Source organism: Arthrobacter sp. NPDC057388 (genome assembly GCF_042668165.1).
Taxonomy (GTDB): Bacteria; Actinomycetota; Actinomycetes; order Actinomycetales; family Micrococcaceae; genus Arthrobacter.
The window spans coordinates 19,416-43,980 of record NZ_JBHVBL010000030.1; the positions used below are offsets into that span (position 1 = coordinate 19,416).

Here is a 24,565-nt window from a genome sequence, read left to right on the forward strand (position 1 = left end):
CCGAAAGGTGCCGCAGATCTCATCCTTCCAGAGTCGTGTGATGCAACATATGGATGTTCCTGCCACATTGCATCCATTGTCATGTGGTCACATGCCACTGTTAGCGCCGGCGCCCGCTGTCAGCCCGCTGTCAGGGGGTGCGCCTGCCCACTCCCAGTGATTGCAGCCGCCACAGCCGCAAGGCGACATGGACGTCCAGGGAACGTCCTCCCCGCCGCCAGCCTTCGCCGAGCAGGGTGTCGATCCGGTCCAGCCGCTGTCGCAACGTGTTGCTATGGATATGCAGGGCCTTGGCCGAGGCAGCGAGAGAGGCATCATTCTCAAGGAAGGTCCACGCGGTCGGGACCAGATGTGTCCCGCGACGACTGTCGTAGTCCAGAAGCGGGCCGAGCTGGGCCGCCAACAGTTGGGCGGCAAACGGGCTCTCCATGGCGCCGAGGAGCATCCCCGCAGTGCCCAGGGCAGCTTTGTTCGCCGCCTCACCATGCCGTGCCAGTGCCTGCAGTGCACCCAGCACGGAGTGGGCCTCTGCGTGGGCCGCCGGGAGCCGGGAGAAGCCCGTCACTGTATCCGATGAGCCGACGCTGGCCTCGATGCGCTGCCGCTTGAGGGCATCGACAATCGCCTGCCCGATATCGGCACCCCGATCAACTGCCGGGGGTCCCTGTTCGCCATCGAAGTGGGTTGACGGCTCAATAATGCACAGGTGCGATTCGTGCAGGGCCGTGATTCCCGCACGGCCTTCCGTGTGCCGCCTGAGCACTGCCAGGGCGCGCTGCCGCTGGTCGTCCCTGACTCCTACAACCCTGACGACGAGCTGGAGGTTGTCGGCGAGCCCGAACCGGCTGGCCCGCCGTTTCAGGGCTTCGATGTTTTCAGGGCGGGGGTTCAGGAGCTCATCGATGAGCTCCAGTTGCAGGCGGTACTGCGCGTCCTGGTAGGTGCGCTCAAAAAGCAGCGCGGCGCTGAGCACGAGGGCGCTGCGCTCAAGTATGGCGTTCCGGTCTTGGGTCAGATGCCCCGCAACCACCAGCGACGCGAGATGCTGATCGCCGGCAACGGCGGACATCACGGTGTAGGCGCGTCCATTGACATTGAAGGCCACGGGCAGCGTCCGCGCCGCTGACATCTCGGCGGCGCTCAACGCCGCCGGGCTGCCGAAGTCGAAAGCAGGCACCGGCCCCGCCATCGGTTCGCCCATCGGGGAGACCACGAAAACCTCGCTGTCCATGGATTCGGCCAGCAGCCGCAGGAGGCCGTGAAGGCTATCAGTGGAAGCGAGGGTTTCCATCAGCCGCTGGTCAAGTGACGAAAGCTCCTCCAGCGCCCTCACGTGCGCAAGGTTCTGGCGCTGGGCCTGGTCGAGCCGGGCGAGGGCATCAGCCATTTCGGTGAAGTGGCGGGCGTTTTCGAGGGCAACCGCGGCATGGGTGCCGATGGATTCCATGAGAGCGACGTCGTCACTGCTGAAGCTGTGTGCATGCCGGTCGGCCACCAGGAGCGCACCGATCACCTTGCCTTCGACCCGCAACGGGACGCCCATGATGGCTTTGACGCCCTCGGCAGCGACGGCAGCATCACTCGACTCAAGGTGTGACTTGGTGTTATCCATCAGGTAGTCAGCGCTCTGTGCTGGCGCCTCTCCGGTAGCCACCGCGCCGAGGACGCCCTCCCCGAGGGGCATCCGGATGTTGCGGAACAGCGCCGTCGCGGCACCGTCGGTCACCCGTATGTAGGACTCGCCGGTCGCGTAGTCATTCAGGCTCAGGTAGGCGATGTCGCTGCCGATGAGGGAGCGGGTCCTCCGCACAATGGCTTTCAGGACAGCCTCGACATCGCGGATACCCGTCAAATCGGTGGCCGTGTCATACAAAACCCGAAGCAGGCCTTCACGCCTGCCCGCTTCCCAAAGCCTGGCATTGAGGCTGCGTGCAGCTGCTGTCGTCGCCGGATCTATCTGGCTCTTCGCCTGCAGTCCCGCCAGGTGTGTTTCCAGATCCTCAGCAGAAACGCCCTCGACCAGGAGCGACAGGAGCTGCCCCAAGGCAATCCCATCGACGGGACCGGCACTTTCACGGACGGGCGGACTCTCGTGTGCACCCATAGGGCCCATGGTAGCCGCCCCCGCCTAGTACGTAAGCCGCCGGCACCAGGCAGGGCTGAAGGCTGCCGTACACCTTTCCGGAGTGTGTACTGGCACGGAGGTATCAGTCCTTGGTGCTGAAGGCTGCGTCGAAGGAGGTTTGGGAGGCGGGGAAGTCGTATTTTTTGAGGGCGTTGAGGGCTTCGGGGGCGCCGTGGAGGCGGTCCATGCCGGCGTCTTCCCACTCGATCGAGATGGGGCCGGTGTAGCCGATCGCGGTGAGGGCGCGGAAGGAGGCTTCCCAGGGGACGTCGCCGCGGCCGGCGGAGACGAAGTCCCAGCCGCGGCGGGGGTCGCCCCAGGGCAGGTGGGAGCCGAGGACGGTGTTCCGGCCGGTGGGGCGGAGCTTGGTGTCTTTGCAGTCGACGTGGTAGATCCGGTCTTTGAAGTCCCAGATGAAGGAGACGGGGTCGATGCCCTGCCACATCATGTGGGAGGGGTCCCAGTTCAGGCCGAAGGCTTCGCGGTGGCCGATGGCTTCGAGGGTGCGGACGGTGGTCCAGTAGTCGTAGGCGATCTCGCTGGGGTGGACTTCGTGGGCGAAGCGGACGCCGTGTTCGTCGAAGACGTCCAGGATGGGGTTCCAGCGGTCGGCGAAGTCCTGGTAGCCGGCGTCGATGACTTTTTCCGGGACGGGCGGGAACATGGCGACGTATTGCCAGATGGAGGAGCCGGTGAACCCGACGACGGTGTCCACACCCAATGCTTTGGCCAGGCGGGCGGTGTTTTTCATTTCTTCGGCGGCGCGGGTGCGGACGCCTTCGGGGTTGCCGTCGCCCCAGACCCGGGTCCCGACGATGGCTTCGTGGCGGAAGTCGATGGGGTCATCGCACACGGCCTGGCCTTTGAGGTGGTTGGAGATGGCCCAGACCTTGAGGTTGTATTTGTCCAGGATTTCGAGTTTGGAGTCGACGTAGCCGGGTTCGTCCCAGCGCCAGGCGTCCAGGTGGTCGCCGGAGACGGCGATTTCCAGGCCGTCATAGCCCCACCCGGAGGCGAGCCTGGCGACTTCCTCGAAGGGCAGGTCGGCCCACTGGCCGGTGAACAGGGTGTACGGGCGGGGCATGTGGCGTCCTTTTGCAGGGTGTCGAAGGTCAGGGCAGGGGAGTAAAGGGAGTTACGGAGAACGGTACGGCCAAGAGGGGCTCCACGCCCTTTACGAAGTCCTTGACGTGGGCTTCCTCGTTATGGGCCTTGAGGTCTTCCTGACGAGCCCATCCCTCGATGAGGACGAACGTACCGGGCCTCTGGTCGTCGGAGAAGACGGTGTACTCGAGACAGCCTGGATCTTTGCGGCTTTCCGCCTGAAGAGCACTAAGTGCTTCCTGAAGATCGGTTTCATGCCACGCTTTGGCGATGAAGACCGGCATCAGCCAGACTTCTGCGGTGTTCTGCGGGGCTGGGAGGGTGTTGGGCATTTTCCGTCCTTGGATGGTCCTGTGAATGTGCGGGAGGGACGGCTTAGGGCCGTCCCTCCCGCGTTGGTCGGGTCAGCTGTTGATCTGCGGGACCTCGACCCATGCTTCTTTGGCAGCCGATTCCACGATGGCGTCGTCGATCAGGGCGACCTGGTAGCCGTCTGCGAAGTTGGGGCTTACGCTGCCGCCTTCTGCGATGGCTTTGAAGAAGTCGTGGGCCTCGATGATCTTGGTTTCGCCGTAGCCGATGCCGAGGGCAGGAATGGGCCAGAGTCCTTCTCCGTACGGGTGGGCCGGCCCGGTGTAGACAGTGCGGAATCCGCGGCGGTCGGCCTGGTCGGAGGCGAAGGACACCTGCAGTTCGTCGCGCCGTTCGTAGTTGAAGACGATGCTGCCTTCGGTTCCGTGGATTTCGAAGGTGATGTAGTTGTTCCTGCCGTGGGCGTTGCGGGTCGCTTCAAGGGATCCTACGGCCCCGTTGGCGAAGCGGATCATGGTCATGACTTCATCATCGACGTCGACCTGGCCCTTGGGGCCCTCCCCGCCCCGGACGTTGCCGAGTGCGTCGGCCCCGCCTGTCTGCAGCGGCCGTTCCGGGATCCAAGTGGAGAGAACGGCATTGACGGCGCTGAACTCGCCGACGAGGTAGCGTGCCATGTCGATGACGTGTGTTGCGATGTCACCGAGGGCACCGGAACCCGCAATGGACTTCTGGAAGCGCCAGGAAAGCGGGGAGTTCGGGTCTGCGCTCCAGTCCTGGAGGTAGGTTCCACGGAAGCTCAGGACACGGCCGATGGCGCCTTCTTCGATGTATTTCTTTGCAAGGGCGACTGCTGGGGTCCGGCGGTAGTTGAAGGCAACCATGTGGACAATGTTCTTGTCTTTGACTGCGTCGTACATTGCCTTTGATTCCTCGCCCGTGCGGGCAAGAGGCTTTTCGCAGATGATGTGCTTGCCTGCTTCTGCCGCGGCGATGGCGATTTCGGCGTGAAGGTGGTTCGGCGTGGCGATATCTACGACGTGGATGTCAGGGTCGTCGATAATGGTGCGCCAGTCCGAGGTGGAATTTTCGAAGCCGAAGCGGCGGGCCGCTTCAGCCGCGAGGTCCTCGTTCGCTTCAGCGATGACTTTCCGGACCGGCAGTGCCGGTGCCGGCCAGAAGAACATGGGCATGGCGGCGTAGGCCAGGGAGTGGGCCTTGCCCATGAAGCCGGCTCCGATGAGCCCGACGTTGAGGTTCTGCATGTGAATCTTGTTCCTTTCGGAATATACGGGTGGTGCCTCCATGTGGCTTCCCGTGGGGTCAAATAGGGTCAGAGGAGTGTCTCGATGTACTTCTTGCTGATTTCGGCGGCGGCTCGCGGGTCGCCGTCGTAGTTGTCGAGTTCGACCATCAGCCAGCTGTCGTATCCGCTTTCGCGGATCGCGGCGATGATGTCCGGGAAGTCGAGTTCCCCCTGCCCAAGGGGCAGGAAATTAAAAGGGTCCTTCTGGAAGTCCTTGAGGTGGACATGCTGGATCCTGTCGGGATACTTCCGGATGATGGCAGCCGGATCCGCTCCGCCGGCAGCGAGATGGGCCGTGTCCGGGCAAAAACCGATCCGGGTGAGCGGCATGAGCCGGTCCAGCTCCTCCGGGCTCTCGACGATGGTGCTCAGGTGCGGATGGTAGCTTGCCGACAGGCCGAATTTTTCCGCGACGTCAGTTACGCTGTCCAGGGCTTCACCCAGACGTCGGTAGTCGTCGTCTGTGGTTCCGGCCGCGCGCCGTGCTCCACCGCCGACCACGAGCCGTTCCGCTCCGAAGCTGGCGGCCAACTCGGCGGCCCGGTGGATCCGGTGCATTTCGTCAGGGAGGATATCGGCGTAGATGAAGTTCGCTCCGGTATACACACTTGTCAGTGCGACTCCTGAACTGCTCAGGATCTCTTTGAGTTCCTCGGGCTTTTCCGCGTACTCCGCAAGGTTGCCGTCGAACATCTCAACACCTTCGTAGCCGACAGACGCGATGTCCTTGACGGCGTCCCTCATGGAGCCGTGGGTCATGTAAAAGAGGTCCTTGACGCTCGTTACGCCTTGCGGGTGGCCAACGACGCCGCCCCAAGTGATGGAACAGTAACCAAGTTTCATTACTTCTGCCTTTCAGATGCGGAGGAAGCTTTAAGTAATTCCAGGGGGTTGTCGGTGCCGCGGACGTCCTGCCACGACTCTTGTGCTGCGGAGGTGACGAGTGCGTCGGTCAGCAGTGCTGCCCGGAGCCCGTCGCGGAACGTGGGCAGGCCGTCGGGTGCCTGCCCCTGGACAGCTGCGTAGGTGTCTGCGACGAAAGCGTTGAAGCTGTCCTGGTATCCCTGGGGGTGGCCCGGTGGGAGGATCGCGTAGCGCCGGCCACCTGGAGAGGAGAGGGTCTGCGGACCCACGGGGATATTGGAACTGGAATCGGTGCGTCCAATGTGCAGCGTGTCCGGCCGCTCCTGGTTGAAGCTGAACGACGCTTCTGTTCCATCGAAGGAGAACCACAGGCGGTTCTTTCTCCCCGGACTGACTTGGCTGACCACCAGCGAGCCGGTGGCTCCCTTGTCGGTCTCGAACAGGAGCGTTGCCCCGTCCTCGGTGGCCACGGAGGACAGCGTTCCACCGGTTTCGCGCTGCTCATAGGCCCGGCTCGTCTTTGCCATGATCCTGGTGATTTGGTGTCCTGTGGTGAACTCCATCAGGTCACACCAGTGGACGCCGATGTCTCCGAAGGCCCTGGATGCGCCTCCGAGCTTCGAGTCGACCCGCCAGATGGTCTCGTCTTCGCCCGCCAGCCAGTCCTGCAGATAGGAGCCGTGCAGCAGCCAGAGGCGGCCCGCCTCGCCGCTGGTAATACGGTCGCGTGCCTCGCGGACGGCTGGATAGAACCGGTAGACAAAAGGCACGGCCGCGACGACGCCTGCCTGCTCGGCGAGGCAGGTCAGGTCGTTGGCGTCCTCGATGCTGGTAGCGAGGGGCTTTTCGCAAATGACGGCTTTGCCTGCTGCGATGGCCTTGCGTGCGAGGTCGGCGTGGGTGGCGTTCGGAGTGCAGATGTGGACGACGTCCACATCGTCGCGCGCGATCAGTGCCTCGGGCGACTCGGCTGCGGTCCGGGCGCCGAACGTGGCTGCTGCCGCCTCAGCGGAAGCTTGGCTGCGTCCGGCGACTGCGCTGATGGTGTTTCCTGCCGCGCGCACCGCCCGGGAGTGGACGGCGCCCATGAATCCTGTGCCGATGATCCCGGCTCGTGGCGTGGAGGTCACGGTCCTTACTTCTTCCGGGCGAGGGCGACGGCAAGGATGATGATTGCGCCGCGGACCACCTGCTGCTGGCTGCTGTCGAGGCCAGCCAGGATCAGTCCGTTGTTAATCAGGCCAATCAGCAGGGCCCCGAAGAGAGTTCCGACGATGGAGCCGAATCCGCCGAAGAGGCTTGTTCCACCCAGGATGACGGCGGCGATGGCGGAGAGTTCGTCGCCCGCTCCCCACTGGAATCGGCCCGACTGGAGACGGCCGGCGTACAGCATGCCGGCGACGCTCGCGACCACGCCCGAGATCAGCAGTACCTGGAATTTGATGCGCTTGGTGTTGATCCCGGTGAACTCTGCGGCGTTCCGGTTGCCGCCGGTGGCCAGTACCTGCCGGCCAAACCGGGTGCGGTTCAGAACAACGGCGCCGATGGCGACGAAGATGGCACTCCAGACGACCAGGCCCGGCACGGGACCGAAGTCGCCGGATCCGAACAGCATATTGAACGTGTCATTCAGAATCGGCTGCGGGGCGGAGGCGGTGATCCACTGGGCCACACCAACGGCTATGCCGAGCATGCCGAGTGTCACCAGGAAGGAGGGGATGCCGAGGAGGCTGACCAGGGCGCCGTTGATGGAGCCGACCACGAGTCCGACGGCCAGTCCGGCAAGGATGCCCGGGATCAGGCCCCACTGGGAAAGGGCCATAGCGGTGCAGACGCTGGACAGGCCGGCAACCGACCCGACGCTCAGGTCGATTTCGGCGCATGAGATGACGTAAGTCATGCCGACGGCGATGACGGTGATGGTGGCGGTCTGCCGGAAGATGTTCAGCAGGTTTTGCGGTGACAGGAAGCCCTGGTCACGCAGCAGAACGGCGAAAAAGAGGAAGACGACGACGAAGCCGATATAGATGACATAGCGTCGCCAGTCGAGTTCTTTCAGCACGGTGCCGAAGTTGCGGGGTGCCACGGTGTCCCGGGGCGCGATGGTGTTTGCCTTGCTCACTGTTCAAACTCCCTGGACTGCAAGTTGAAGATATTCCTCATCAGCGATGTCGCTGCGGGGGATGTCACGGATGACGGAGCCGTCCTTCAGGACGAGGACGCGGTCACTGACCGCGAGTAGTTCGGGGTACTCGGAAGAGATGACGATGACGGCTTTGCCGGCGCTGGCCAGCTCACGGATCATGTCCAAAATTTCGCTCTTCGTGCCGATGTCGACGCCGGCAGTCGGTTCATCCAGAATCAGGATGTCCGGGTCTGTGCCCAGCCACTTGGCAATGACAACCTTTTGCTGGTTGCCCCCTGATAACAGGCGCACCGGCCGGTGGGGGTGGGCGACCTTGACGGCGAACTTTTTGATCAGCGACGAGGACAGGTCCTTGCCTTTGGTGGAGTCAAGAAGCGGCCCGCGCTTGATCTGGCCCAGCAAGGGCAAAAGCAGGTTGTCCCGGACGGAGTGGTCCAGTACAAGTCCTTGCGCCCGCCGGTCCTCCGGGATGAGTGCTATCCCGGCATCGATGGCGTGTTGTGGTGAGTTCAGGCTAACTTTCTCTCCACGGATCAGGATGTCGCCGCTGTCCCGGCGGTCGATACCGAAAAGAGTCCGCGCGAGTTCGGTCCGGCCACTGCCCATAAGGCCGGCCAATCCCAGGATTTCCCCGGGCCGGAGCGAGAAAGAGACTTCCCTGACCCGTGGCCCGGCATTAAGTCCGCGGACCTCAAGCAGCGGCGCTCCCTCGTGAGCGACGTGGTCCCGCTCGCGGTAGGCAAGCTGACCCTCAATTTTCTTACCGACAATGCCCTCCACGATCTGCTCGGGGGTCACAGCGGTCAGCGGCTCGGTGAGGAGCCGGCGGCCATCCCGGAGGATGGTGATCCGGTCGGCGAGCCGGTAGACCTCGTCCATGCGGTGAGAGATGTAGATGATCGAGATGCCGCGCTGCTTGAGCCGGTCAATCAGCTCGAAGAGCGCTTCCGACTCGTGACGGGCAAGGCTCGCCGTGGGTTCGTCCATGATCAGCACCTGGGCGTTCTGCGAGAGCGCCTTGGCGATCTCGGTCAGCTGCCAGTAGGCCGTGCCGAGCCGGGAGACCTCGGCCTGGGGGTCGACGTCCACCTCCATCTCCGCGAAGAGCTCCCTGGCCCGCCGCACCGAGGTGCGGTCGTCGATCAGGCCGCCGGCGCCGAGCGGTTCAGCTGAGAGGAAGATATTTTGAGCGACAGTCAGGCTCGGTACGAGGCTGAACTCCTGGAAAACCATGCCGATGCCGGCAGCCTTCGCATCGTGGATCGAGTTAATGACAGTCGGGTTGCCACCAATCATGATCTCGCCGGCGTCTGCCTGGTACACGCCCTGAAGGATTTTCATGAGGGTGGACTTGCCGGCGCCGTTGCCTCCCGCGAGGGCGTGGACCTCGCCCTTCCGGACGTCGAAACCGACGTCCTTGAGAACTGAAACGCCGTTGAAGCCCTTGGAAATTGAGCGCATCTCGACGACATTGTCTGCGGTGTTCATTGTTGCCCTTTCAGGACGGTGCAGGGGATGGAGTCCCCTGCACCGTCAGGTCTGGCTACTTCTTGTAGGAGTCCTGGATGTCCTTCGGAGCATCCTCGTGATAGACCTGCTTCCAGGCGTCCAGGACGTTGGAGTGGTCAACCGGCAGGGCGCTCAGTGCCACGTAGGCCGGTGCCTTCTTACCGATGAGTGCGCCTGCGGCAAGCCGAGCCTCGGTTACTCCCTGGTCGAACGGAACCTGGGCCCCGAGGCCCACGACGAGCTGGTCTTTGGCCAGGGCGATGGCAACGTTCTTGCCCAGATCCTCAGTTGCGATCTTAAGGTCCTGCCGTCCCGCGGCACGGGCAGCAGCCATGACGCCCTCGGCGGGAACGTCCCAGACAGCCCAAATGCCCTTCAGGTCGGCGTGCTTGCTCAGCATTGCATTCGCGGCCGCCTGTGAGTCACCAGCGAAGTCGGGGCCTGCGATGCCCTTTTCCTCAACGATCTGGATCTCGGGGTACTCCTTGGTGATGGTCGCCTTGAAGCCCTCGTAGCGCTGTTTGGTGACGAAGAAGTCAGCCTGATGGAAGACAAGCCCGATCTTGCCCTTGCCGCCAATGGCCTTCGCCATCTGGTGGGCGGAGACGACGCCGTTGCCGTAGTTGTCGGCGGAAACGACGGAAACGTAATCCCGGCCGGCGGTCAGTCCCTGGGGAATGTTGTCCATGAAGACGAGCTTGGTTCCGGCGGCTGCAGCCTTCTTGTATGCGCCGGCGGTGGCCACAGGGTCGGTGGGGATGGAGACGATGATGTCTGGCTTCTGCGTCATCACGGTCTCGAGGTCGGAGACCTGCTTGTCAGGCTTGAAGTTCGCGTCGGTTGTGGCGATGACTTTGATGCCGAGCTTTGCGAATTCGCTTTTGAGTCCGTTGGTCTGGGCGGTGGCCCAGTCATTGCCGCCGTAGTGCATCACGATGGCGGCGGTGGCATTGAGCGACTTGATCTTCTCAATTTGTTCGGGCGTCAGATCTGCTGCGGACGCCGCCGAGGGCGTCTCACCATCGGGCCCCTTGCTCAGGACCTGGCCCGTGATCTTGTCCAGGGCCTGTTGTGCCTTCTCGGAAACTCCTGCGTCAGGAGCGTTTGACGTGGTCGTTGCCGAACTGCTGCAGGAAGCGACAGAAAGTGACAGGGCTGCGGCCACGGCCACAAGGGGAAGCCTGCGGATCATCATTGTTCTCCAGTGCTTTGAGGTGGATGGATGGTTGGGTTGGATCAGGCGAGGGCTACGGCCAGGGCCGGGGGAACCGGCGACAGGACGAGCGCACCGGCGGCTGAGGCGGCGCGGACAGACCTCGCCTTGTCTGAAGCACGCAGGAGTGCCTGCGCATGCTCTCTGTCGACAAAGAAGCCAAGGGAACACGGCCCGAAGTGGGCCTGGACCCAGTTCACTGCCTCGGCTGCCGCCTTGGCCATGTCACCGCCAGCTTGGGCGACCGGGCCGCCCATCGTGGAAACCGATGCGGCTCCGCCCGATTCGTCAACGGTGATGATCATGCTGGCCCATAGGACGTTGTCCTCGAAGATGCAGACAACGGCCGAGGAGCCAGCGGCGACGAAGGTTCGGACAGCGACGGCGAGATCATCGACTGCTTCGTCCGTGAGGAGCAATGCCAGATTTGCCGACTGCGCCCGGTGAACATTTCGAAGCCTGAAACGGGAATCGAGCGCAAGTGCATCTGCAACGGTGCCAGGCATATCCGCTCCTTCCTCATTGAATCCCTAGTTTCGTAAACGCTAACGAGCGTCCGTGAACGTTTACGGAAGTGATCGTAAGCGTTTACGGTGGGGAGTGTCAAACTTCACATCAGCGCAGCAGGAAGGCAGCAGGTGGCATGTGCCACCGTAGGATTAGGACGCACATAAGTTCCTTCCGGCATGGAGCGGGGCTGCGCGAGACAGGAGAGAGCATGGCAGACGCTGCAATCCCGCGCCGGGCGAATGGACGGCGCCCGGAAACCTCGTTGCCTCGGAAGCCGACCATTAATGATGTGGCCCAAGTCGCCGGAGTCTCGTTCGGGACGGTCTCACGGGTCCTCAACAATGCGCCGGATGTCAGTGCCGCAACCCGTCAGCGCGTCTTGCAGGTCATCCAGGACATTGGGTACCGCCGAAACAGGGCAGCGACCGCGCTGGTCACTAATCGGTCGACTTCCATTGGGATTGTCACTGACGGCTCCCCCCGGTTCGGCCCCGTCGGGACCCTGATGGCCCTCGAAAACATTGCCCGCAAGAAGGGCTATGCCACAACTGTCATCAGTGCCGAGAAGCCTTACGACGAATCGGTACAAGCGGCGCTTGACACCCTCGATGACACGGGCGCCGGGGGAATCATCGTCGTCGCGCCTGTGGTTGATATGGCGTCAGCTGTTTGGAACGCCTCATGCCGGGTGCCGGTGGAAATGATTGCCGCAGGAGCGTCATCGTCTCCCAACGTCTTCACATACTCTGAAAACCAGGAGCTCGGTGCACGGCTTGCCACCCAACATCTCATCGACCTCGGCCACACGGACATCGCCCACGTCGCGGGCTCCATGGACTGGTTCGATGGACGGGTCCGCAAGCGGGGCTGGGAGGCCGCGCTGCGCGATGCCGGGCTTTCACCGGGGCTCTGTCTTGAGGGGGACTGGAGCCCACGCTGGGCCTACGAAACGGGCCTCCAGTTGGTCCGCGAGGACAAGATTCCCCAGGCTATATTCGCCGCCAGCGACCACACCGCGCTCGGTCTCATACGCGCGTTCGCCGAGAACGGCGTCCGGGTCCCGGACGACGTGAGTATCGTCGGCTTCGACGATATCGAAGGTTCAGACTATTTCCTGCCGCCCCTGACCACTGTGCGGCAGGACTTCACCGCGTTGGCGCTTATGAGTATGGAAGTGCTGATCGGCGCGATGGAGGGGCGGGAGGTGGACCGGACACCGATCCCACCGACCCTTGTCGTACGCAACAGCTCCACCCGCGCCACACCCCGCAAGGAACGGGCACCAAAAGACGGGTGACGCCCAGCGAGCCGAGGCGGGGGTACTTCACTGAAGACCCGGTCCGGAACCAGCTGTGACTGTCCCAATGTCATCCTTGGCCGAGGTTCGTGACCAGGTTGATGGAGACCGCGATCAGGACTGTGCCGAAGAAATACGACAGGAGAGCGTGGAGAAGAGCTTTGCGCCGGATCTCACTGTTGCTCGGCTCGACCTCAGGCGCAGCGTAGGACATTCCGACAGTGAAGGCGAAGTAGGCGAAGTCGCTGTAGGTAGGTTGCGTCTCATGCTTGACGTCGAACCCGTCGTCAGGGTTATCGAGGAAGTGCATGCGGGCGTACTTCAAGGCATAGACCGTGTTGACGAGCGCCCAGGCAACAATCGTGCCGAGGACGCCCAGGATGACCAGCGCTACCGAGCCCGGATCTCCGTTCTGGTTGCTCGACTGGATCAATGCGACCACCACGGCGGCGATGCTCGCGATACAAGCGGTGACAATCGCATCGTCTGTCACACGGGAGGCCGACTCCTCGCGCGCGAGGCGTTCAGTCCCCGCCGGGTCCTGTCGCCAGCATATCCGCCACACCCATACCAGAGCGATGACGCCGGCGGTGCACCACGCAACCAAAGGCTCAAGGGCAGGCGATACGGCCACCGCTGCGACGATGCCGGCCGCCGCCCCGACGGCGACGCAGACGAGAGCACGGCGGGCTGACAGGATCCGACCGTTCATTAAGGCTCCTCGGGAGGGTGATGTGCGTCCGCCCTGGTTTCGGGGCACCGAAGCAGGGCAAGGTTGGATCCCCAAGGCGCGATCCTTGCCGGACCGGATAAGCCGTCGCTGGTTCGACTATCCCGGGGGATCGGCCTTGGGGAATACATGTCTCCACCCTTGCAGAGGGGCGTCAGGCTCGGCGGTGCCTTCGCAGGGCCCTCAATGCGGCTACAGCCCCCAGGCCCGCCAGTACCCAGGGGCCGCCGACGACAATCGGGTCGATCCACTGGTGGTTCAAGTCCGCGCGTTTTTGGCCGAACCGTGAGCGGAGACCGCCTCGGCGGAACTCGCTGACCACCCCGGTTTCGGTAAAGGGGTTGTCGGGATGGAAGGTGGCAAAGGACTTCAGGTGGTGTTCCCAGGCGTCCACCCGATCGGCCGCGACCAGCAGCAGCCAGTGCGCGGCCCGCCCCTCACTGTACTTGTAGGCGTACTTCCGGATGGCGCCGGAGACCCCGGCAGGAGGGGTGGAAGTCCCGAAAACGGGGGGCAGGAAGGCGTGCTCGACAGAGCGTTCCCGGGGCCATTTCTCCGGTTGGCGTTCCGGAAAGTCCCAGTGCGCGCCGGTCTCAATGCCCGGCTGTTCCCGGGGGTAGGAGGGCCGGTCGGCCGGGTCAAGGTCAGCACCCCATCCCGGGATCTGCGCCCGCAGGTCCTCCGCGGACTTCTTCTGGGTGGGTTTGCCGGCGATGTAAGGTGTGGCGGTCTCAGACATGGTGCGCTTCCCTTCAGGACTGGCCGGCGACAACGAGCGGCTTGATGATGTTGTCCAATTTGGCGGAGAAAATGTGGTAGCCCTCGGCGATGTGTTCCAGCGGAATACGGTGAGTGACGATGTCGCTGGGCTTCAGGTAGCCGTTGCGGACGTGCTCGAACAGCCGCGGCCACTGCCGTTTGACCGGGCACTGGTTCATCCGCAGGGTCAGGCCCTTATTCATGGCGTCGCCGAACTTCACGGCGCTGAAGATCGGGCCGTAGGCGCCCACGACGGACACGGTGCCGCCCTTGCGCACAGAGTCGATGGCCCAGTTCAGGGCGATGGGGGAGCCGCCCTGCAGTTTGAACTTGCTGCTGGTGACGTGCTGGAGGAAGTTGCCGTCCGCCTCGGCCCCCACCGCGTCAATGACGACGTCGGCACCGAGATAGTCGGTTTCCTTCTTCATTTGCACCACGATGTCGTTGTACTCCGTGAAGTTGAACGTCTCGGCATGGGCGAAGCTGCTGGCCTTCTCCAGCCGGTAGTTTAGGTGGTCGACCACGATGACCCGCCCCGCCCCCATCAGCCAGGAAGACTTGGCCGCGAACAGTCCCACCGGGCCGGCACCGAACACCACCACGGTGTCGCCTTCCGCGATGTCCCCGAGTTGGGCACCGAAGTAGCCCGTGGGACACGCGTCCGTGAGCAGCACCGCGTCCTCCTCGTCCATCCACTCGGGTATCTTTGACGGTCCGACGTCGGCGAAGGGGACGCGCACGAATTCAGCCTGCCCGCCGTCGTACCCTCCGCACGTGTGCGAGTAGCCGTAGATGCCGCCCACTGCCGTCGCGTTCGGATTGACGTTGTGGCAGTTGGAGTACAGGCCCCGGGAGCAGAAGTAACAGGAGCCGCAGTACACGTTGAACGGCACCATCACCCGGTCGCCCGCGGCCAGGTTCTGCACGGACGAACCCACCTCATGCACGGTGCCGACGAACTCGTGCCCGAACGTCATCCCCACCCGTGTATCCGGCATCATGCCGTGATAGAGGTGCAGATCGGACCCGCAAATGGCGCCCTTGCTGACCCGTACGATCGCATCGTTCGGGTGCTCAATCTTCGGAATGTCTTTTTCTTCGACACGTACTTTGTACGGGCCGCGGTAAACCATTGCTCTGCATCAGGACCACACCCCCGGAATTGCTCGTTTCGACATGAACGTTCTCCTTTCTGGCCGCTCTCAGGCCCCGGCTGGGTGGAGGACGACTTTTGTCCAGCCGTCTTCGCGGCTGTCGAAGTTTCTGTAGCCCTCGGGGGCCTGGTCCAGTGGCAGTTCGTGGCTGACGATGAAGGAGGGGCTGGCCTTTCCGCCGGCGATGAGGTCGCGCAGGGCCCGGTTGTATTTTTTGACCGGGCATTGGCCTGAGCCCATCGTTTGGCCTTTGAACCAGTAGTTTCCGTAGTCGAAGGCGATTTTGCCCTGCTGCTCGAGTTTGTCGGGGCCTCCGGGGTCCTGGGGCAGGAAGACGCCGACGACGCCGATGCCGCCGACGAAGCGGACGGAGTCCACGAGCCGGTTCAGGGTCATGTTGGGGTGTTCGTTTCCGCCTGGGTCGTGGGCCTGGTAGCCGACGCATTCGCAGCCGCGGTCTGCGCCGAATCCCATGGTCTGGTCCTTGACGAATTCGACGGGGTCGACTTCTGAATCGTTCACGGGAATGGCGCCGATCTGTTCGGCCAGTTTCAGGCGGTCGTTCTGGCGGTCAACGACCATGACTTTGCCGGCGCCTTTGATGATTGCTGAGTAGGCGGCCATGAGTCCGACCGGTCCTGCTCCGTAGATGACCACGGAGTCTCCGGGGTATACGCCGGCCAGTTCGGTGGCGTGCCAGCCGGTGGGGAAGATGTCGGCGACCATGACGTAGTCGAGTTCTTTTTCCACGGAGTCCTCGCCCAGGCGCAGGCAGTTGAAGTCCCCGTAGGGCACGCGCAGGTATTCGGCCTGTCCGCCCTGGTAGGGGCCCATGTCCGCGAACCCGTAGGCTGCGCCGGCGAGCTGGGGTTCGGGCTGCATGGTCAGGCAGTAGTTGGTGAAGCCTCGTTCGCAGTTTTTGCAGAATCCGCAGGCGATGTTGAAGGGCAGAACGACACGGTCGCCTACTTTGACTTTGCTCACCGCGGGGCCGGTCTCGACCACTTCGCCGAGGTTTTCGTGGCCGAAGGAGCGTCCGGGTTCGAAGCTGGTGCGGCCTTCGTACATGTGCAGGTCCGAGCCGCAGATGTTCGCCGAGGTGATGCGCACCAGCACGTCGGCGGGGTGCTCGATTTTGGCGTCGGGGATTTCCTCGACGCTGACGTCGTTCGGTCCTTTGTAAACTACTGCCTTCATTGTTCCGCTCTCTTCCTATGCCGACCTTGCAGGCCACGCACAAGTGCCGCCAGGGCGCACGTCACCCAGGTACGCGTAGGTGAGCCGCAAGGTAGTGGGATTCGTATAGGACCTCTGAGTCCACCCGAAACGGGAGGCAGGCCCGGGGATTTAAGGCGGCTGGCTGCCCTGGAAAACCCGGCCGGTCAGCCCCTTCGCGAAATAGGTAGCTACCGAGCCTTAATGCTAAGCACCCTTAGTATGAGATGTCGAGGGGTGGCGTGAATTGCTGCAAAAAAAGCGCCCGCAGACTGCGCTGGTTGCGCCCGTCAGACTCCCAGGGGTTGAGTCCGCCGGGCACGCGGCGTCGCCCTCGCCGCGAGGCAACTCTCCGGACATGATGTCCAACCGTAGGCTGTCGCCAACAGGGATTAAGCGGAGGGGTCGGAATTTTCTGCAAACCCTGCACTGATTCGCGCTCAAATTGTTTGTCCACTAACTCTTTGATATTTGTTTCAGTTCCGCCCGGAGTGGCGCCCCCCAATCCCCTCCGGGGGGAACGTAACGTACGGCGCGTAACGGCTTTGATCCGCCTAGCGATTCCGCGTCTGTCAGCTGACAAGTCGCACAGAACCGGTCTTTTGCAGCGGCTGGCGCCTCCGGTCCAACCGATCGGTGGCAGGAAGGACGAACCGTTGGCAGAACGAGAAAGATTCCCAGCCCTTCCTGCGAGTTCTCCGGGTCACGGTGTATCCCCCTCCGATAGTGTGGAAAACTTTCAGGGTTGCGACGTATGGGTTGCAGGACCGGAAACTGTGCCAGCCGGGAGTCGCGTCCGTCTCCAAAGCGGCGGCCGGCACCCGCTTGAGGGTGTCCTGGATGAATGGATGCCTGACGGGTCCGCTTTCTGGATCTGGTTGGATGCTGGAGCAGGGCGGCGTCTTATCCATGACGGCGACGGTGTCGAGGTGGTTACGGAGCCCCTGCCTCACGCATAGGGGCCCGCAGGGTCTTTCGGATATCCGCGGTCCAGCGAGCCAACCACGCAGCCGTGTCCAGCGTCGTCGGCGACTCTTCATTGCCGCAGTGCCGCTCCAGCGACCAGCCGGGCTGGGCGCGGGTCATTGCCCCGCACTCTGGGCCGTGTTCCCTGCGTGGGCATGAAGTCATGCGACAAGATTTTGATCCCGGGATTTTTACCGGCTGTTGACGGCATCCGCTCATCCTTGGGCTGGGCGCTGGCCATCAGCAGTGCCCCGCTGGTGGACATCGGGCTGACGTCCACGACGGAGGAACTGATGGCCATCTAATCACGCCGATGGGGGACAGTGTCGGTCCAATGCGATGGGCGTGACGATCGGACTGATCACGCCGAGGGTGCCGGTGGTGGAGGCGAAGGCGGAGACGATCGCGACCACGTAGCTGGCGATAAGGGCGGCGAGGGAATTGTCGCCCAAACCGGCGATACCTGCTTCCAGTTCCTTCAGCGCTCCCATTTCTTCAAGCAGGCCCACATAGGTGACGATGCCGGTAACCAGCATGATGGCGGACCAGGGCCTGCTCTCCACGGCGGGCTTCTGCACGCCGGGATTCACGCAGATCAGCACCAGGGCGACAACGAGCGAAGCCACTCCGACGACGATGCGCCGGACCGTCGTCAGAACCAGCAACGCTCCCAGGCCGATAAGGGTCAAAACCCGTATCGGTGTTGCCGCGACCTCGACCGGGCCCTGACGCAGGGCCGGAGCTGGAACCGGCTCCGCTTTCACCTCCCTGTGTGGCGCGGCGTTTCGTGATCCACTGCACGAGGATGTAAGCCAGGACGGCGAGGATAGCGTTGAACACGAAGCAGTAGACCTACAGCTTCAGGGACTCTGCGGATGCCCCTGCCTCATCGAGCATGGCGTTGGCGAGCACGCCGAAGGGGTTGACCGGTGAGAATGCGCCGGCGTTTGCCCCGCGGCTGCGAGTAACGCGCTGGCCTACCAAAATGTGACAAAGGACTAGGGGCAGTGTGTCCGCCGTCGCCGGCGTTCGCTGTCAGCGGCCGCCCCAGCAGAGGTGCTGTGGCAGCAGATGTACTGGCCTGACCGTTGCTAGATTTCACTTCTTCGGGTGAGCTGTGCTTTGACGGATTACAAGTTGGGCCGGGACAAGGGTAACGCCGGGTTCGTTGGTGTGGGTGCGGAGTTGCTGGAGGACGTTGTCGACGCAGCGTTCTCCGACGCCGGTGAAGTTCTGGTGGACTGTGGTGAGCGGGGGAGCGTACGACGAGGCCTCGGGCACGTCGTCGAAGCCGACCAGGCTGATGTCTTCGGGGACGGACTTCCCTTTTTCGCGGAACGCCCGAAGGAGTCCGAGGGCCATGTGGTCGTTGGCGGCGAAGACAGCAGTGCAGCCGGCTTCGTCAGCGAGCAGGAGTCCGGCGGTGTAGCCGGAGTCGGCTGACCAGTCACCGCGGAGCAGCGGCGGGACACGTCTGCCGGCGGCGGTGAGAGTGGTGCGCCAGGCTGCCGCGCGGCGTTCGCTGGCGAAGGATCCCTCCGGGCCGGCGACGTGCCAAACGGTCTCATGGCCGAGGTCCAGGAGGTGTTTGACGGCTTTCCGGGCGCCGTCGGACTGGTCGGCGTCCACCACGCGGTAGCGGTCCCGGGCGTCGGAATCGACGACGACGACCTTTACTCCCGGGGGCAGCGTTACCGTGGCGGCGTCCAGGAGGTGCGCCTCCATAATGGCAATGACGGCGTCGACGGCGAGTTCGCCCATCCGGGAGAATGCACCTTGGACCCCGGCCTGCGTTGGGGCCATAACCGGGAGCAGTGTGATGGCGAAGTCCTGCCGGGCAGCGTGCAGGGCAATCGCCTCCAAGGTGCGCATGTTCCCGGGTGAGGACAGGGAGAGCGTGATCACGCCGATGGACTGGAAGCTGCCGCGCTTAAGCGCCCTGGCCGCGCTGTTGGGCCGGTAGCCCAGCTCGTTCATGGCCGCAATGACGTGCCGGCGGGTGACGTCGCGCACCTCGGGACTCCCGTTGGCAACCCGCGACACGGTCTGAGTCGAGACTCCTGCCAGCATGGCGACGTCCACAATCGACACGCGGTTGTGCGGCGCCTCAGCAGGGCTCTTGCCTGTACTTTTCATTGGGTCTCCGCAGGGAGCCTGTCGTTTGGTGTCACGGCAGTACGTGACCGTCCTGTTCCTGCAGCCGTGCCATGCCAACTGGATCTGAACACATATTTCCTGCCTTGTTGCCAGCGCCGCTTCGACGGCCCGGGGGGAAGAACAATCATCCGAGTTAGCGATAAATCAGTAGCCTTATCAACGGCAGTTGAGCTCGACTGCACCGCGTACTCCCTTAGTTTGCGCCGTTTTTAGGGGAAAAGCCAGTGCTCATTCTATTTTCAACAAAATTTCTGAAAGGTGTTGATAGTGCGCTAACTCAGCGTGTAACTTATCTCACTAAGCCCCAAAGGAGGGGTGCTCACGAACACGAGGGAGTGTTGTTCATGCAGAGAACTAGAACTGGAATCCGTCGGGACAAAAGGCTTGCCACAGCGGCACTGTGCGCTTCTATCCTGACGGTCGGCACGCTCGGTCTGGCTGGCTGCAAAGCTGGTGCCGCGGCGGACGGTGGGGGCGGCAAGGCCTCCAGCGAGGGGCTGGTCATCGGCTGGAGCCAGCGCGGCATCAGCGGCAGCGACTGGTGGAAGACCCTCGTTGAGGGCGGGCAGGCTGAGGCAGGCAAGGTCGGGGCGCGGCTGGAATTGCTGGACGCCAATGGCGACACTGTCCGGCAAAATGCCGATGTTCAGACCCTGATCACCAAGGGCGTTGACGTCGTCGTCATGAATCCGAATGACCCACTTGGCGTCGGTCCTTCAATTCAGGCGTTGAAGGACGCGGGCATCCCTGTTGTGACGGTCAACTCGAGTGTCGATAAGTCACTGGTTCCCGACATGTTCTGCTACGTCGCGGAGGACCAGGAGCAGACCGGTTCGCTCGCGGGCAAGGTGGCTGCACAGCGGGCACTTGAGAAGTTTGGGGACAAGGGCAAGATCAAGATCGTCGGGATCGGAGGCTTCCCGGGAGATGTGCTGAGCGACCTTCGGTTCAACGGCTTCATGGCGGGCTGGAACAGTGTCATGCAGAAGCATCCGGGCGTCACCACCGTCAAGCTGGACACCAAGTACGGCGAGTGGAAACCGGACAAGGCTCTGGCCCCGATCCGTGATGTTGCGACTGCTAACCCGGACCTCAAGGTTGTCTACAGCATGAGCGATGTCATGCACGGTGGCATCGTGCAGGGCCTGCAGCAGGCCGGCCTCTGGGGTGACGGCATCATCATGGCCAGCTACGACGGCGGTATGGGAGCCATCAAGGAAATGGTCGAAAACCCAAAGGGACCGCTACAGGCCGATGCGTCCAACCAGCCGTGGGATCAGGGGGCTGCCGCAGTGCGCATGGCTGTCGCCGCCGTCAAGGGCGACCAGGCTCAGTGCCCGGGCAAGACCAAGTACATCGATACGACCGTGGTCACGCCCGCTGACGCGGCCAAATACTACGTCCCTGAAGACACCTACGTCCGCGCCAAAGACTAAACCTGTCGGCCCGGACCGCAATCTTCAGCCCGCTCGGCCTCGAAAGTCCTAGTTCGAAAGTCCTAGTTAAGGAACATCTATGTCCGCCAACAACCAGGTCCCGGTGGCATCAGCCCCCGGGATCGCAGGGGAACCCCTCTCAAGTGTCCCAGAGCTCGAACTCGAGGGCATCACCAAGTCTTACCCTGGCGTGAAGGCGCTGAAGGGAGTCAGCTTCAGCGTCGGCCGCGGATCGATCCACGCGTTGGCCGGGCAGAACGGGGCCGGCAAGTCCACGCTCGTCAAGATCCTTTCCGGCGCGGAATCCCAGGACTCCGGGAGCATCCGCCTGGGTGGCGAGCTGCAGCGTTTCCGGGATCCAATGGACGCACAGCAGGCTGGTATTCATACCATCTACCAGGAACTCTCGCTCGTACCGTCCCTGTCCGTGGCCGAGAACATTTTCCTGGGCCAGCTGCCCCTGCGCAGCGGTGCGGCCGTGGACTGGCAGCGGATGCAGGCCCAGGCGCGCATCGCACTGGACCGGGTGGGGTTTGACCTGGACGTGCGCCGTCCTGTCGGCAGCTACTCCACCGCGGAGCAGCAGGCGGTGGAACTGGCAAAGGCGCTGCACAAGGATGCACGGGTCCTTCTGCTGGACGAGCCCACATCGACGTTGCCTATGCCCGATGTCGAACGGCTCTTCACCGTCCTTCGGTCCCTGTCCGAACAGGGAGTGACGCTCCTTTACATCTCCCACCGCATGGATGAGCTCTTCTCGCTCTGTGATGCGGTAACGGTGCTGCGCGACGGGGTGAACGCCGCAGATTTGAAGACGGCAAGCTCGAAGCCGGCGGACGTCGTCACGGCGATGGTCGGGAAGAGCCTCGAAGGGTCCATTGCCGACGCTGCACTGCGCGGAGAACGCTCGCCGCGACTCGGCCCCGGACCCCGCGAAAACGTCATCCTCTCTACCCGCGACCTCTCCGAGCAGGGATACGTGGACGGCGTATCGCTCGAACTGCGCGAGGGGGAGGTCCTGGGCCTCTCCGGCCTTATCGGCAGCGGCCAGTCCGAGCTTGCAGGCCTTATAGCGGGGGCACGGAAGCGTACCTCCGGTGAGATTAGCGTCGACGGGCAGGTTGTGGAATTTCGTGCGCCGCGTGACGCGATTCGTCGCGGGATCGGGCTGCTGCCGCAGGACCGGAAGGCCGCAGGCTTCATCCCTGACATGGGTGTTGCCGGCAATATCACTTTGGCTAGCCTGCCGCAGTTCAGCCGGCTCAGCGTGATCCAATCGAGACGCGAGCGCAGCGTGGCCGCTGACATGGTCGACCGTCTCGGCATGAAGGTCTCCGGCGTGACCCAGCCCCTGAAGACACTTAGCGGCGGGACCCAGCAGAAAGCGATCCTGGCCCGGTGGCTCGTCCGCCAGTCGCGCATCCTTGTCTGCGATGAACCGACCCGCGGAGTCGACGTCGGGGCCAAGGAAGACATGTACGAGCTCATCCGCGAGTTCGCGCAGGCTGGCGGAACCGTCGTCGTCGCGAGCTCGGAGATTACGGAAGCGATGATGTGCGACCGCGTCCTCGTCATGGCCCGCGGCCGTGTCGTCGCAGAACTCGACCACGACGACATCGACCCCTCCGGCAACGCCATCCTCGAACGATTCGCCTGACGGCACCCCCATCAGATTTCTATCCAGGAGAACAACCATGTCCCGGACCCTGTCGCCCCTGCCCCAAAGCAGTGGTACTCAATCCCCATCCATCAGCTTTGGCTCACGTCTGCGGGGCGGCGCCCTCCGCGCCCTGCCGAAGAGCTACCTTATCCTCGTGCTCCTCGCGATCATCGCGGTTGGCTATTACGTTTCCGACGACTTCCTGACGTTCCGCAACGCCGAAAATGTGATCACCGCCGCCTCGATTGTCGTCGTGCTCGCCATTGGCCAATACTTCGTCATCCTGACGGGCGGCATCGACCTCTCCGTAGGGTCGATCCTGGCCATGTCCACGGTCCTCACGGCACTGACTTTGCAGGCCGGAATGCCAGCCGGCGCGTCCACCGTGTTCGTGCTTGCCTGTTGTGCTGTCGCCGGGTTGATCAATGGCATCCTCGTTGTTTGGTTGAACATCCCCCCGTTCATCGCAACGCTCGCCATGATGAGCGCCGTGAAGGGCTTTAGCTACATCATCCAGTCAACAAGCCTGATCGAGATCCGCGACCAGTGGTTCATCCAGGCCTTCTCCCGCGGCAGCGTCCTCGGCGTCCGCAACCCCGTCCTGATCTTCATCATCGTTGCCGTGATCGCGGCCCTTGTGGCCAAGTACACGACGTTCGGCCGCTCCCTCTATGCGATTGGCGGCAACCCTGAAGCCTCGCGCCTTTCGGGCCTGCCCGTCGCGCGGAACCTGATCATCACCTATACCATTTCCGGGGTTCTGGCCGGCCTGGCAGGCCTTGTCGCGGCGGCCCAGCTACGGCAGGGAAGCTCGCTCATCGGCGTAGGTTACGAACTGGATGCCATCGCCGCCGTCGTCGTGGGCGGTGCTTCCCTCATGGGCGGCAAGGGCGATCCACTGAACGCGGTGATCGGCGTGTTCATCCTGACGACCATCATCAACATCATGAACCTCGTAGGCATCTCCTCCGAGCCGCAGCTGCTGATCAAGGGCGCAGTGATCATCCTCGCCGTCTTCCTCTCGAGCGCAGGCGGCGTGCAAAGGATCTCAGGATTCTTCTCCAAACATTTCCGGCGCGCCCAGGCCGCCTAACCGGATACCCATCATCAACCCATTCAGCAGCAGAAAGCAGGAATTCATGTCCATTCGTCCCTTCGGCCGCACGGATCTGACCGTCTCCGATATCTGTGTCGGCACGAGTGCGCTCGGGAACTTCCCCGCCCAGTACGGCTACGAAGTCGATGAGGACACCGCCGTCGCCACAATCCACCGCGTCTTCGACGGGCCCTTCACCTTCATCGACACCTCCAACGAGTACGGCGGGGGTGCCAGCGAGGAACGGATCGGCCGGGCGATCGCCGAGCGCGGCGGCATCCCCAAGGGATACGTCGTCGCTACGAAGGTCGACCCGATTCCCGGCAGCACCGACTTCTCCGGTGACCGCGTCCGCCGATCTGTCGAGGAAAGCCTCGAGCGACTCGGCCTCGATAAGCTCCAGCTCGTCTATCTGCACGACCCGGAAAAGATCTCGTTCGAGGAAGGCGTGGCCAAGGGAGGACCACTCGAAGCCCTCGTCGATCTTCGGGACCAGGGCGTGATCCAGTACCTGGGCGTCGCCGGCGGCCCGATCGACCTGGAGCTGCAATACCTTGCGACGGACGCGTTCGACGCCGTCATCAGCCACAACCGCTACACCCTGGTTGAACAGACCGCCGAGCCTCTCCTCGAGGAGGCAGCCCGCCGCGGAGTCGCCTTCGTCAATGCCGCCCCGTTCGGCGGCGGGATGCTCGTCAAGGGACCGCGGGCCGTTCCGCGTTACTGCTACGCACCCGTGGACCAGGCAACCATCGACCGGGTCCTGCGCATGGAAGCGCTGTGCGAGCAGCACGGCGTCCCATTGGCGGCGGCCGCCTTGCAATTCTCGGTGCGCGATGAGCGCGTGGCATCCACCATCGTTGGAATGTCCCGCCCGAGCCGGGTCGAGGAGACCCTCCGGCTGCTAAACCATGACATCCCCCAGGAACTTTGGGACCAGCTGCTGCCTCTTGCCAGCGCGGGACGCAACGGCATTGAAGCCGCGACGGTCTGACCGCCTGGGCGC

22 protein-coding genes are annotated in these 24,565 nt (G+C 63.3%); 6 read left to right on the forward strand and 16 right to left on the reverse strand.

Annotated elements, in window-relative coordinates; translation table 11 throughout:
- Positions 1-130: 130 nt before the first annotated feature.
- From ACFUTU_RS14465 to ACFUTU_RS14510, 10 genes are all read right to left on the reverse strand, one after another.
- Complete coding sequence (locus tag ACFUTU_RS14465; protein ID WP_377965404.1) at positions 131-2,044, reverse strand: helix-turn-helix domain-containing protein; 1,914 nt, start codon at positions 2,042-2,044, stop codon at positions 131-133.
- Positions 2,045-2,207: 163 nt separating this feature from the next.
- Positions 2,208-3,209: a sugar phosphate isomerase/epimerase family protein gene (locus tag ACFUTU_RS14470; protein ID WP_377965406.1), complete on the reverse strand. Its 1,002-nt coding sequence runs from the start codon at positions 3,207-3,209 to the stop codon at positions 2,208-2,210.
- 28 nt (positions 3,210-3,237) lie between these two features.
- A complete protein-coding gene (locus ACFUTU_RS14475; RefSeq protein WP_377965408.1) occupies positions 3,238-3,561 on the reverse strand; it encodes a putative quinol monooxygenase in 324 nt (107 codons plus the stop codon).
- A gap of 72 nt (positions 3,562-3,633) precedes the next feature.
- Positions 3,634-4,806, reverse strand: a complete 1,173-nt coding sequence (locus tag ACFUTU_RS14480) for a Gfo/Idh/MocA family protein (RefSeq protein ID WP_377965410.1) — start codon at positions 4,804-4,806, stop codon at positions 3,634-3,636.
- 68 nt (positions 4,807-4,874) lie between these two features.
- Positions 4,875-5,690 (reverse strand): sugar phosphate isomerase/epimerase family protein, encoded by an 816-nt coding sequence (locus ACFUTU_RS14485; RefSeq protein ID WP_377965412.1) that lies wholly within the window; start codon positions 5,688-5,690, stop codon positions 4,875-4,877.
- On the reverse strand, positions 5,690-6,841 hold the full coding sequence (locus ACFUTU_RS14490; protein WP_377965414.1) for a Gfo/Idh/MocA family protein: 1,152 nt from the start codon (positions 6,839-6,841) through the stop codon (positions 5,690-5,692). The genes ACFUTU_RS14485 and ACFUTU_RS14490 overlap by 1 nt, the downstream gene beginning before the upstream one ends.
- A 5-nt stretch (positions 6,842-6,846) precedes the next feature.
- Positions 6,847-7,833 carry an ABC transporter permease gene (locus tag ACFUTU_RS14495; RefSeq protein WP_377965416.1) on the reverse strand — a complete coding sequence of 329 codons (987 nt, stop codon included), beginning with the start codon at positions 7,831-7,833 and terminating at the stop codon, positions 6,847-6,849.
- Between the two features lie 3 nt (positions 7,834-7,836).
- A complete protein-coding gene (locus tag ACFUTU_RS14500) occupies positions 7,837-9,345 on the reverse strand; it encodes a sugar ABC transporter ATP-binding protein (RefSeq protein WP_377965418.1) in 1,509 nt (502 codons plus the stop codon).
- Positions 9,346-9,400: 55 nt separating this feature from the next.
- Positions 9,401-10,561: a substrate-binding domain-containing protein gene (locus tag ACFUTU_RS14505; RefSeq protein ID WP_377965420.1), complete on the reverse strand. Its 1,161-nt coding sequence runs from the start codon at positions 10,559-10,561 to the stop codon at positions 9,401-9,403.
- Positions 10,562-10,602: 41 nt separating this feature from the next.
- Positions 10,603-11,085, reverse strand: a complete 483-nt coding sequence (locus ACFUTU_RS14510) for a hypothetical protein (protein ID WP_377965422.1) — start codon at positions 11,083-11,085, stop codon at positions 10,603-10,605.
- Positions 11,086-11,297: 212 nt separating this feature from the next.
- On the opposite strand from ACFUTU_RS14510, the gene ACFUTU_RS14515 reads away from it, so the two are divergent.
- Complete coding sequence (locus ACFUTU_RS14515) at positions 11,298-12,386, forward strand: LacI family DNA-binding transcriptional regulator (RefSeq protein ID WP_377965424.1); 1,089 nt, start codon at positions 11,298-11,300, stop codon at positions 12,384-12,386.
- Between the two features lie 70 nt (positions 12,387-12,456).
- Here ACFUTU_RS14515 and ACFUTU_RS14520 read toward each other — a convergent pair whose 3' ends face one another.
- The 4 genes from ACFUTU_RS14520 to ACFUTU_RS14535 form a co-directional block, all read right to left on the reverse strand.
- Positions 12,457-13,098: a DUF1345 domain-containing protein gene (locus ACFUTU_RS14520; RefSeq protein ID WP_377965426.1), complete on the reverse strand. Its 642-nt coding sequence runs from the start codon at positions 13,096-13,098 to the stop codon at positions 12,457-12,459.
- Positions 13,099-13,270: 172 nt separating this feature from the next.
- A complete protein-coding gene (locus ACFUTU_RS14525) occupies positions 13,271-13,855 on the reverse strand; it encodes a hypothetical protein (protein ID WP_377965428.1) in 585 nt (194 codons plus the stop codon).
- 13 nt (positions 13,856-13,868) lie between these two features.
- Positions 13,869-15,008, reverse strand: coding sequence for a zinc-dependent alcohol dehydrogenase (locus ACFUTU_RS14530; protein WP_377965430.1), 1,140 nt, complete (start codon positions 15,006-15,008; stop codon positions 13,869-13,871).
- A gap of 69 nt (positions 15,009-15,077) precedes the next feature.
- Entirely contained in the window at positions 15,078-16,226 is a 1,149-nt protein-coding gene (locus ACFUTU_RS14535; protein WP_377965432.1) for a glutathione-independent formaldehyde dehydrogenase, read from the reverse strand.
- Positions 16,227-17,365: 1,139 nt separating this feature from the next.
- On the opposite strand from ACFUTU_RS14535, the gene ACFUTU_RS14540 reads away from it, so the two are divergent.
- On the forward strand, positions 17,366-17,515 hold the full coding sequence (locus ACFUTU_RS14540) for a hypothetical protein (protein ID WP_377965434.1): 150 nt from the start codon (positions 17,366-17,368) through the stop codon (positions 17,513-17,515).
- Here ACFUTU_RS14540 and ACFUTU_RS14545 read toward each other — a convergent pair whose 3' ends face one another.
- Both ACFUTU_RS14545 and ACFUTU_RS14550 read right to left on the reverse strand, forming a co-directional pair.
- Positions 17,516-17,899 carry an SLC13 family permease gene (locus ACFUTU_RS14545; RefSeq protein WP_377965436.1) on the reverse strand — a complete coding sequence of 128 codons (384 nt, stop codon included), beginning with the start codon at positions 17,897-17,899 and terminating at the stop codon, positions 17,516-17,518.
- Positions 17,900-18,308: 409 nt separating this feature from the next.
- Positions 18,309-19,346 (reverse strand): LacI family DNA-binding transcriptional regulator, encoded by a 1,038-nt coding sequence (locus ACFUTU_RS14550; RefSeq protein WP_377965438.1) that lies wholly within the window; start codon positions 19,344-19,346, stop codon positions 18,309-18,311.
- Positions 19,347-19,711: 365 nt separating this feature from the next.
- Between ACFUTU_RS14550 and ACFUTU_RS14555 the strand changes: the two genes are divergently transcribed.
- The 4 genes from ACFUTU_RS14555 (at position 19,712) to ACFUTU_RS14570 (ending at position 24,553) form a co-directional block, all read left to right on the forward strand.
- Positions 19,712-20,803: a sugar ABC transporter substrate-binding protein gene (locus tag ACFUTU_RS14555; protein ID WP_377965440.1), complete on the forward strand. Its 1,092-nt coding sequence runs from the start codon at positions 19,712-19,714 to the stop codon at positions 20,801-20,803.
- A 79-nt stretch (positions 20,804-20,882) separates the two neighbouring features.
- A complete protein-coding gene (locus ACFUTU_RS14560; protein WP_377965442.1) occupies positions 20,883-22,460 on the forward strand; it encodes a sugar ABC transporter ATP-binding protein in 1,578 nt (525 codons plus the stop codon).
- Positions 22,461-22,497: 37 nt separating this feature from the next.
- Complete coding sequence (locus ACFUTU_RS14565; RefSeq protein WP_377965444.1) at positions 22,498-23,556, forward strand: ABC transporter permease; 1,059 nt, start codon at positions 22,498-22,500, stop codon at positions 23,554-23,556.
- Positions 23,557-23,602: 46 nt separating this feature from the next.
- Positions 23,603-24,553, forward strand: coding sequence for an aldo/keto reductase (locus ACFUTU_RS14570; protein ID WP_377965446.1), 951 nt, complete (start codon positions 23,603-23,605; stop codon positions 24,551-24,553).
- Positions 24,554-24,565 lie beyond the last annotated feature (12 nt).

Bases quoted from the DNA above. Each gene is read 5' to 3' on its own strand.
- ACFUTU_RS14470 (WP_377965406.1), bottom strand. From the start codon at position 3,209: ATGCCCCGCCCGTACACCCTGTTCACCGGCCAGTGGGCCGACCTGCCC.
- ACFUTU_RS14475 (WP_377965408.1), bottom strand. From the start codon at position 3,561: ATGCCCAACACCCTCCCAGCCCCGCAGAACACCGCAGAAGTCTGGCTG.
- ACFUTU_RS14480 (WP_377965410.1), bottom strand. From the start codon at position 4,806: ATGCAGAACCTCAACGTCGGGCTCATCGGAGCCGGCTTCATGGGCAAG.
- ACFUTU_RS14485 (WP_377965412.1), bottom strand. From the start codon at position 5,690: ATGAAACTTGGTTACTGTTCCATCACTTGGGGCGGCGTCGTTGGCCAC.
- ACFUTU_RS14500 (WP_377965418.1), bottom strand. From the start codon at position 9,345: ATGAACACCGCAGACAATGTCGTCGAGATGCGCTCAATTTCCAAGGGC.
- ACFUTU_RS14505 (WP_377965420.1), bottom strand. From the start codon at position 10,561: ATGATGATCCGCAGGCTTCCCCTTGTGGCCGTGGCCGCAGCCCTGTCA.
- ACFUTU_RS14510 (WP_377965422.1), bottom strand. From the start codon at position 11,085: ATGCCTGGCACCGTTGCAGATGCACTTGCGCTCGATTCCCGTTTCAGG.
- ACFUTU_RS14515 (WP_377965424.1), top strand. From the start codon at position 11,298: ATGGCAGACGCTGCAATCCCGCGCCGGGCGAATGGACGGCGCCCGGAA.
- ACFUTU_RS14520 (WP_377965426.1), bottom strand. From the start codon at position 13,098: ATGAACGGTCGGATCCTGTCAGCCCGCCGTGCTCTCGTCTGCGTCGCC.
- ACFUTU_RS14525 (WP_377965428.1), bottom strand. From the start codon at position 13,855: ATGTCTGAGACCGCCACACCTTACATCGCCGGCAAACCCACCCAGAAG.
- ACFUTU_RS14530 (WP_377965430.1), bottom strand. From the start codon at position 15,008: ATGGTTTACCGCGGCCCGTACAAAGTACGTGTCGAAGAAAAAGACATT.
- ACFUTU_RS14535 (WP_377965432.1), bottom strand. From the start codon at position 16,226: ATGAAGGCAGTAGTTTACAAAGGACCGAACGACGTCAGCGTCGAGGAA.
- ACFUTU_RS14540 (WP_377965434.1), top strand. From the start codon at position 17,366: ATGAAGTCATGCGACAAGATTTTGATCCCGGGATTTTTACCGGCTGTT.
- ACFUTU_RS14550 (WP_377965438.1), bottom strand. From the start codon at position 19,346: ATGAAAAGTACAGGCAAGAGCCCTGCTGAGGCGCCGCACAACCGCGTG.
- ACFUTU_RS14555 (WP_377965440.1), top strand. From the start codon at position 19,712: ATGCAGAGAACTAGAACTGGAATCCGTCGGGACAAAAGGCTTGCCACA.
- ACFUTU_RS14560 (WP_377965442.1), top strand. From the start codon at position 20,883: ATGTCCGCCAACAACCAGGTCCCGGTGGCATCAGCCCCCGGGATCGCA.
- ACFUTU_RS14565 (WP_377965444.1), top strand. From the start codon at position 22,498: ATGTCCCGGACCCTGTCGCCCCTGCCCCAAAGCAGTGGTACTCAATCC.
- ACFUTU_RS14570 (WP_377965446.1), top strand. From the start codon at position 23,603: ATGTCCATTCGTCCCTTCGGCCGCACGGATCTGACCGTCTCCGATATC.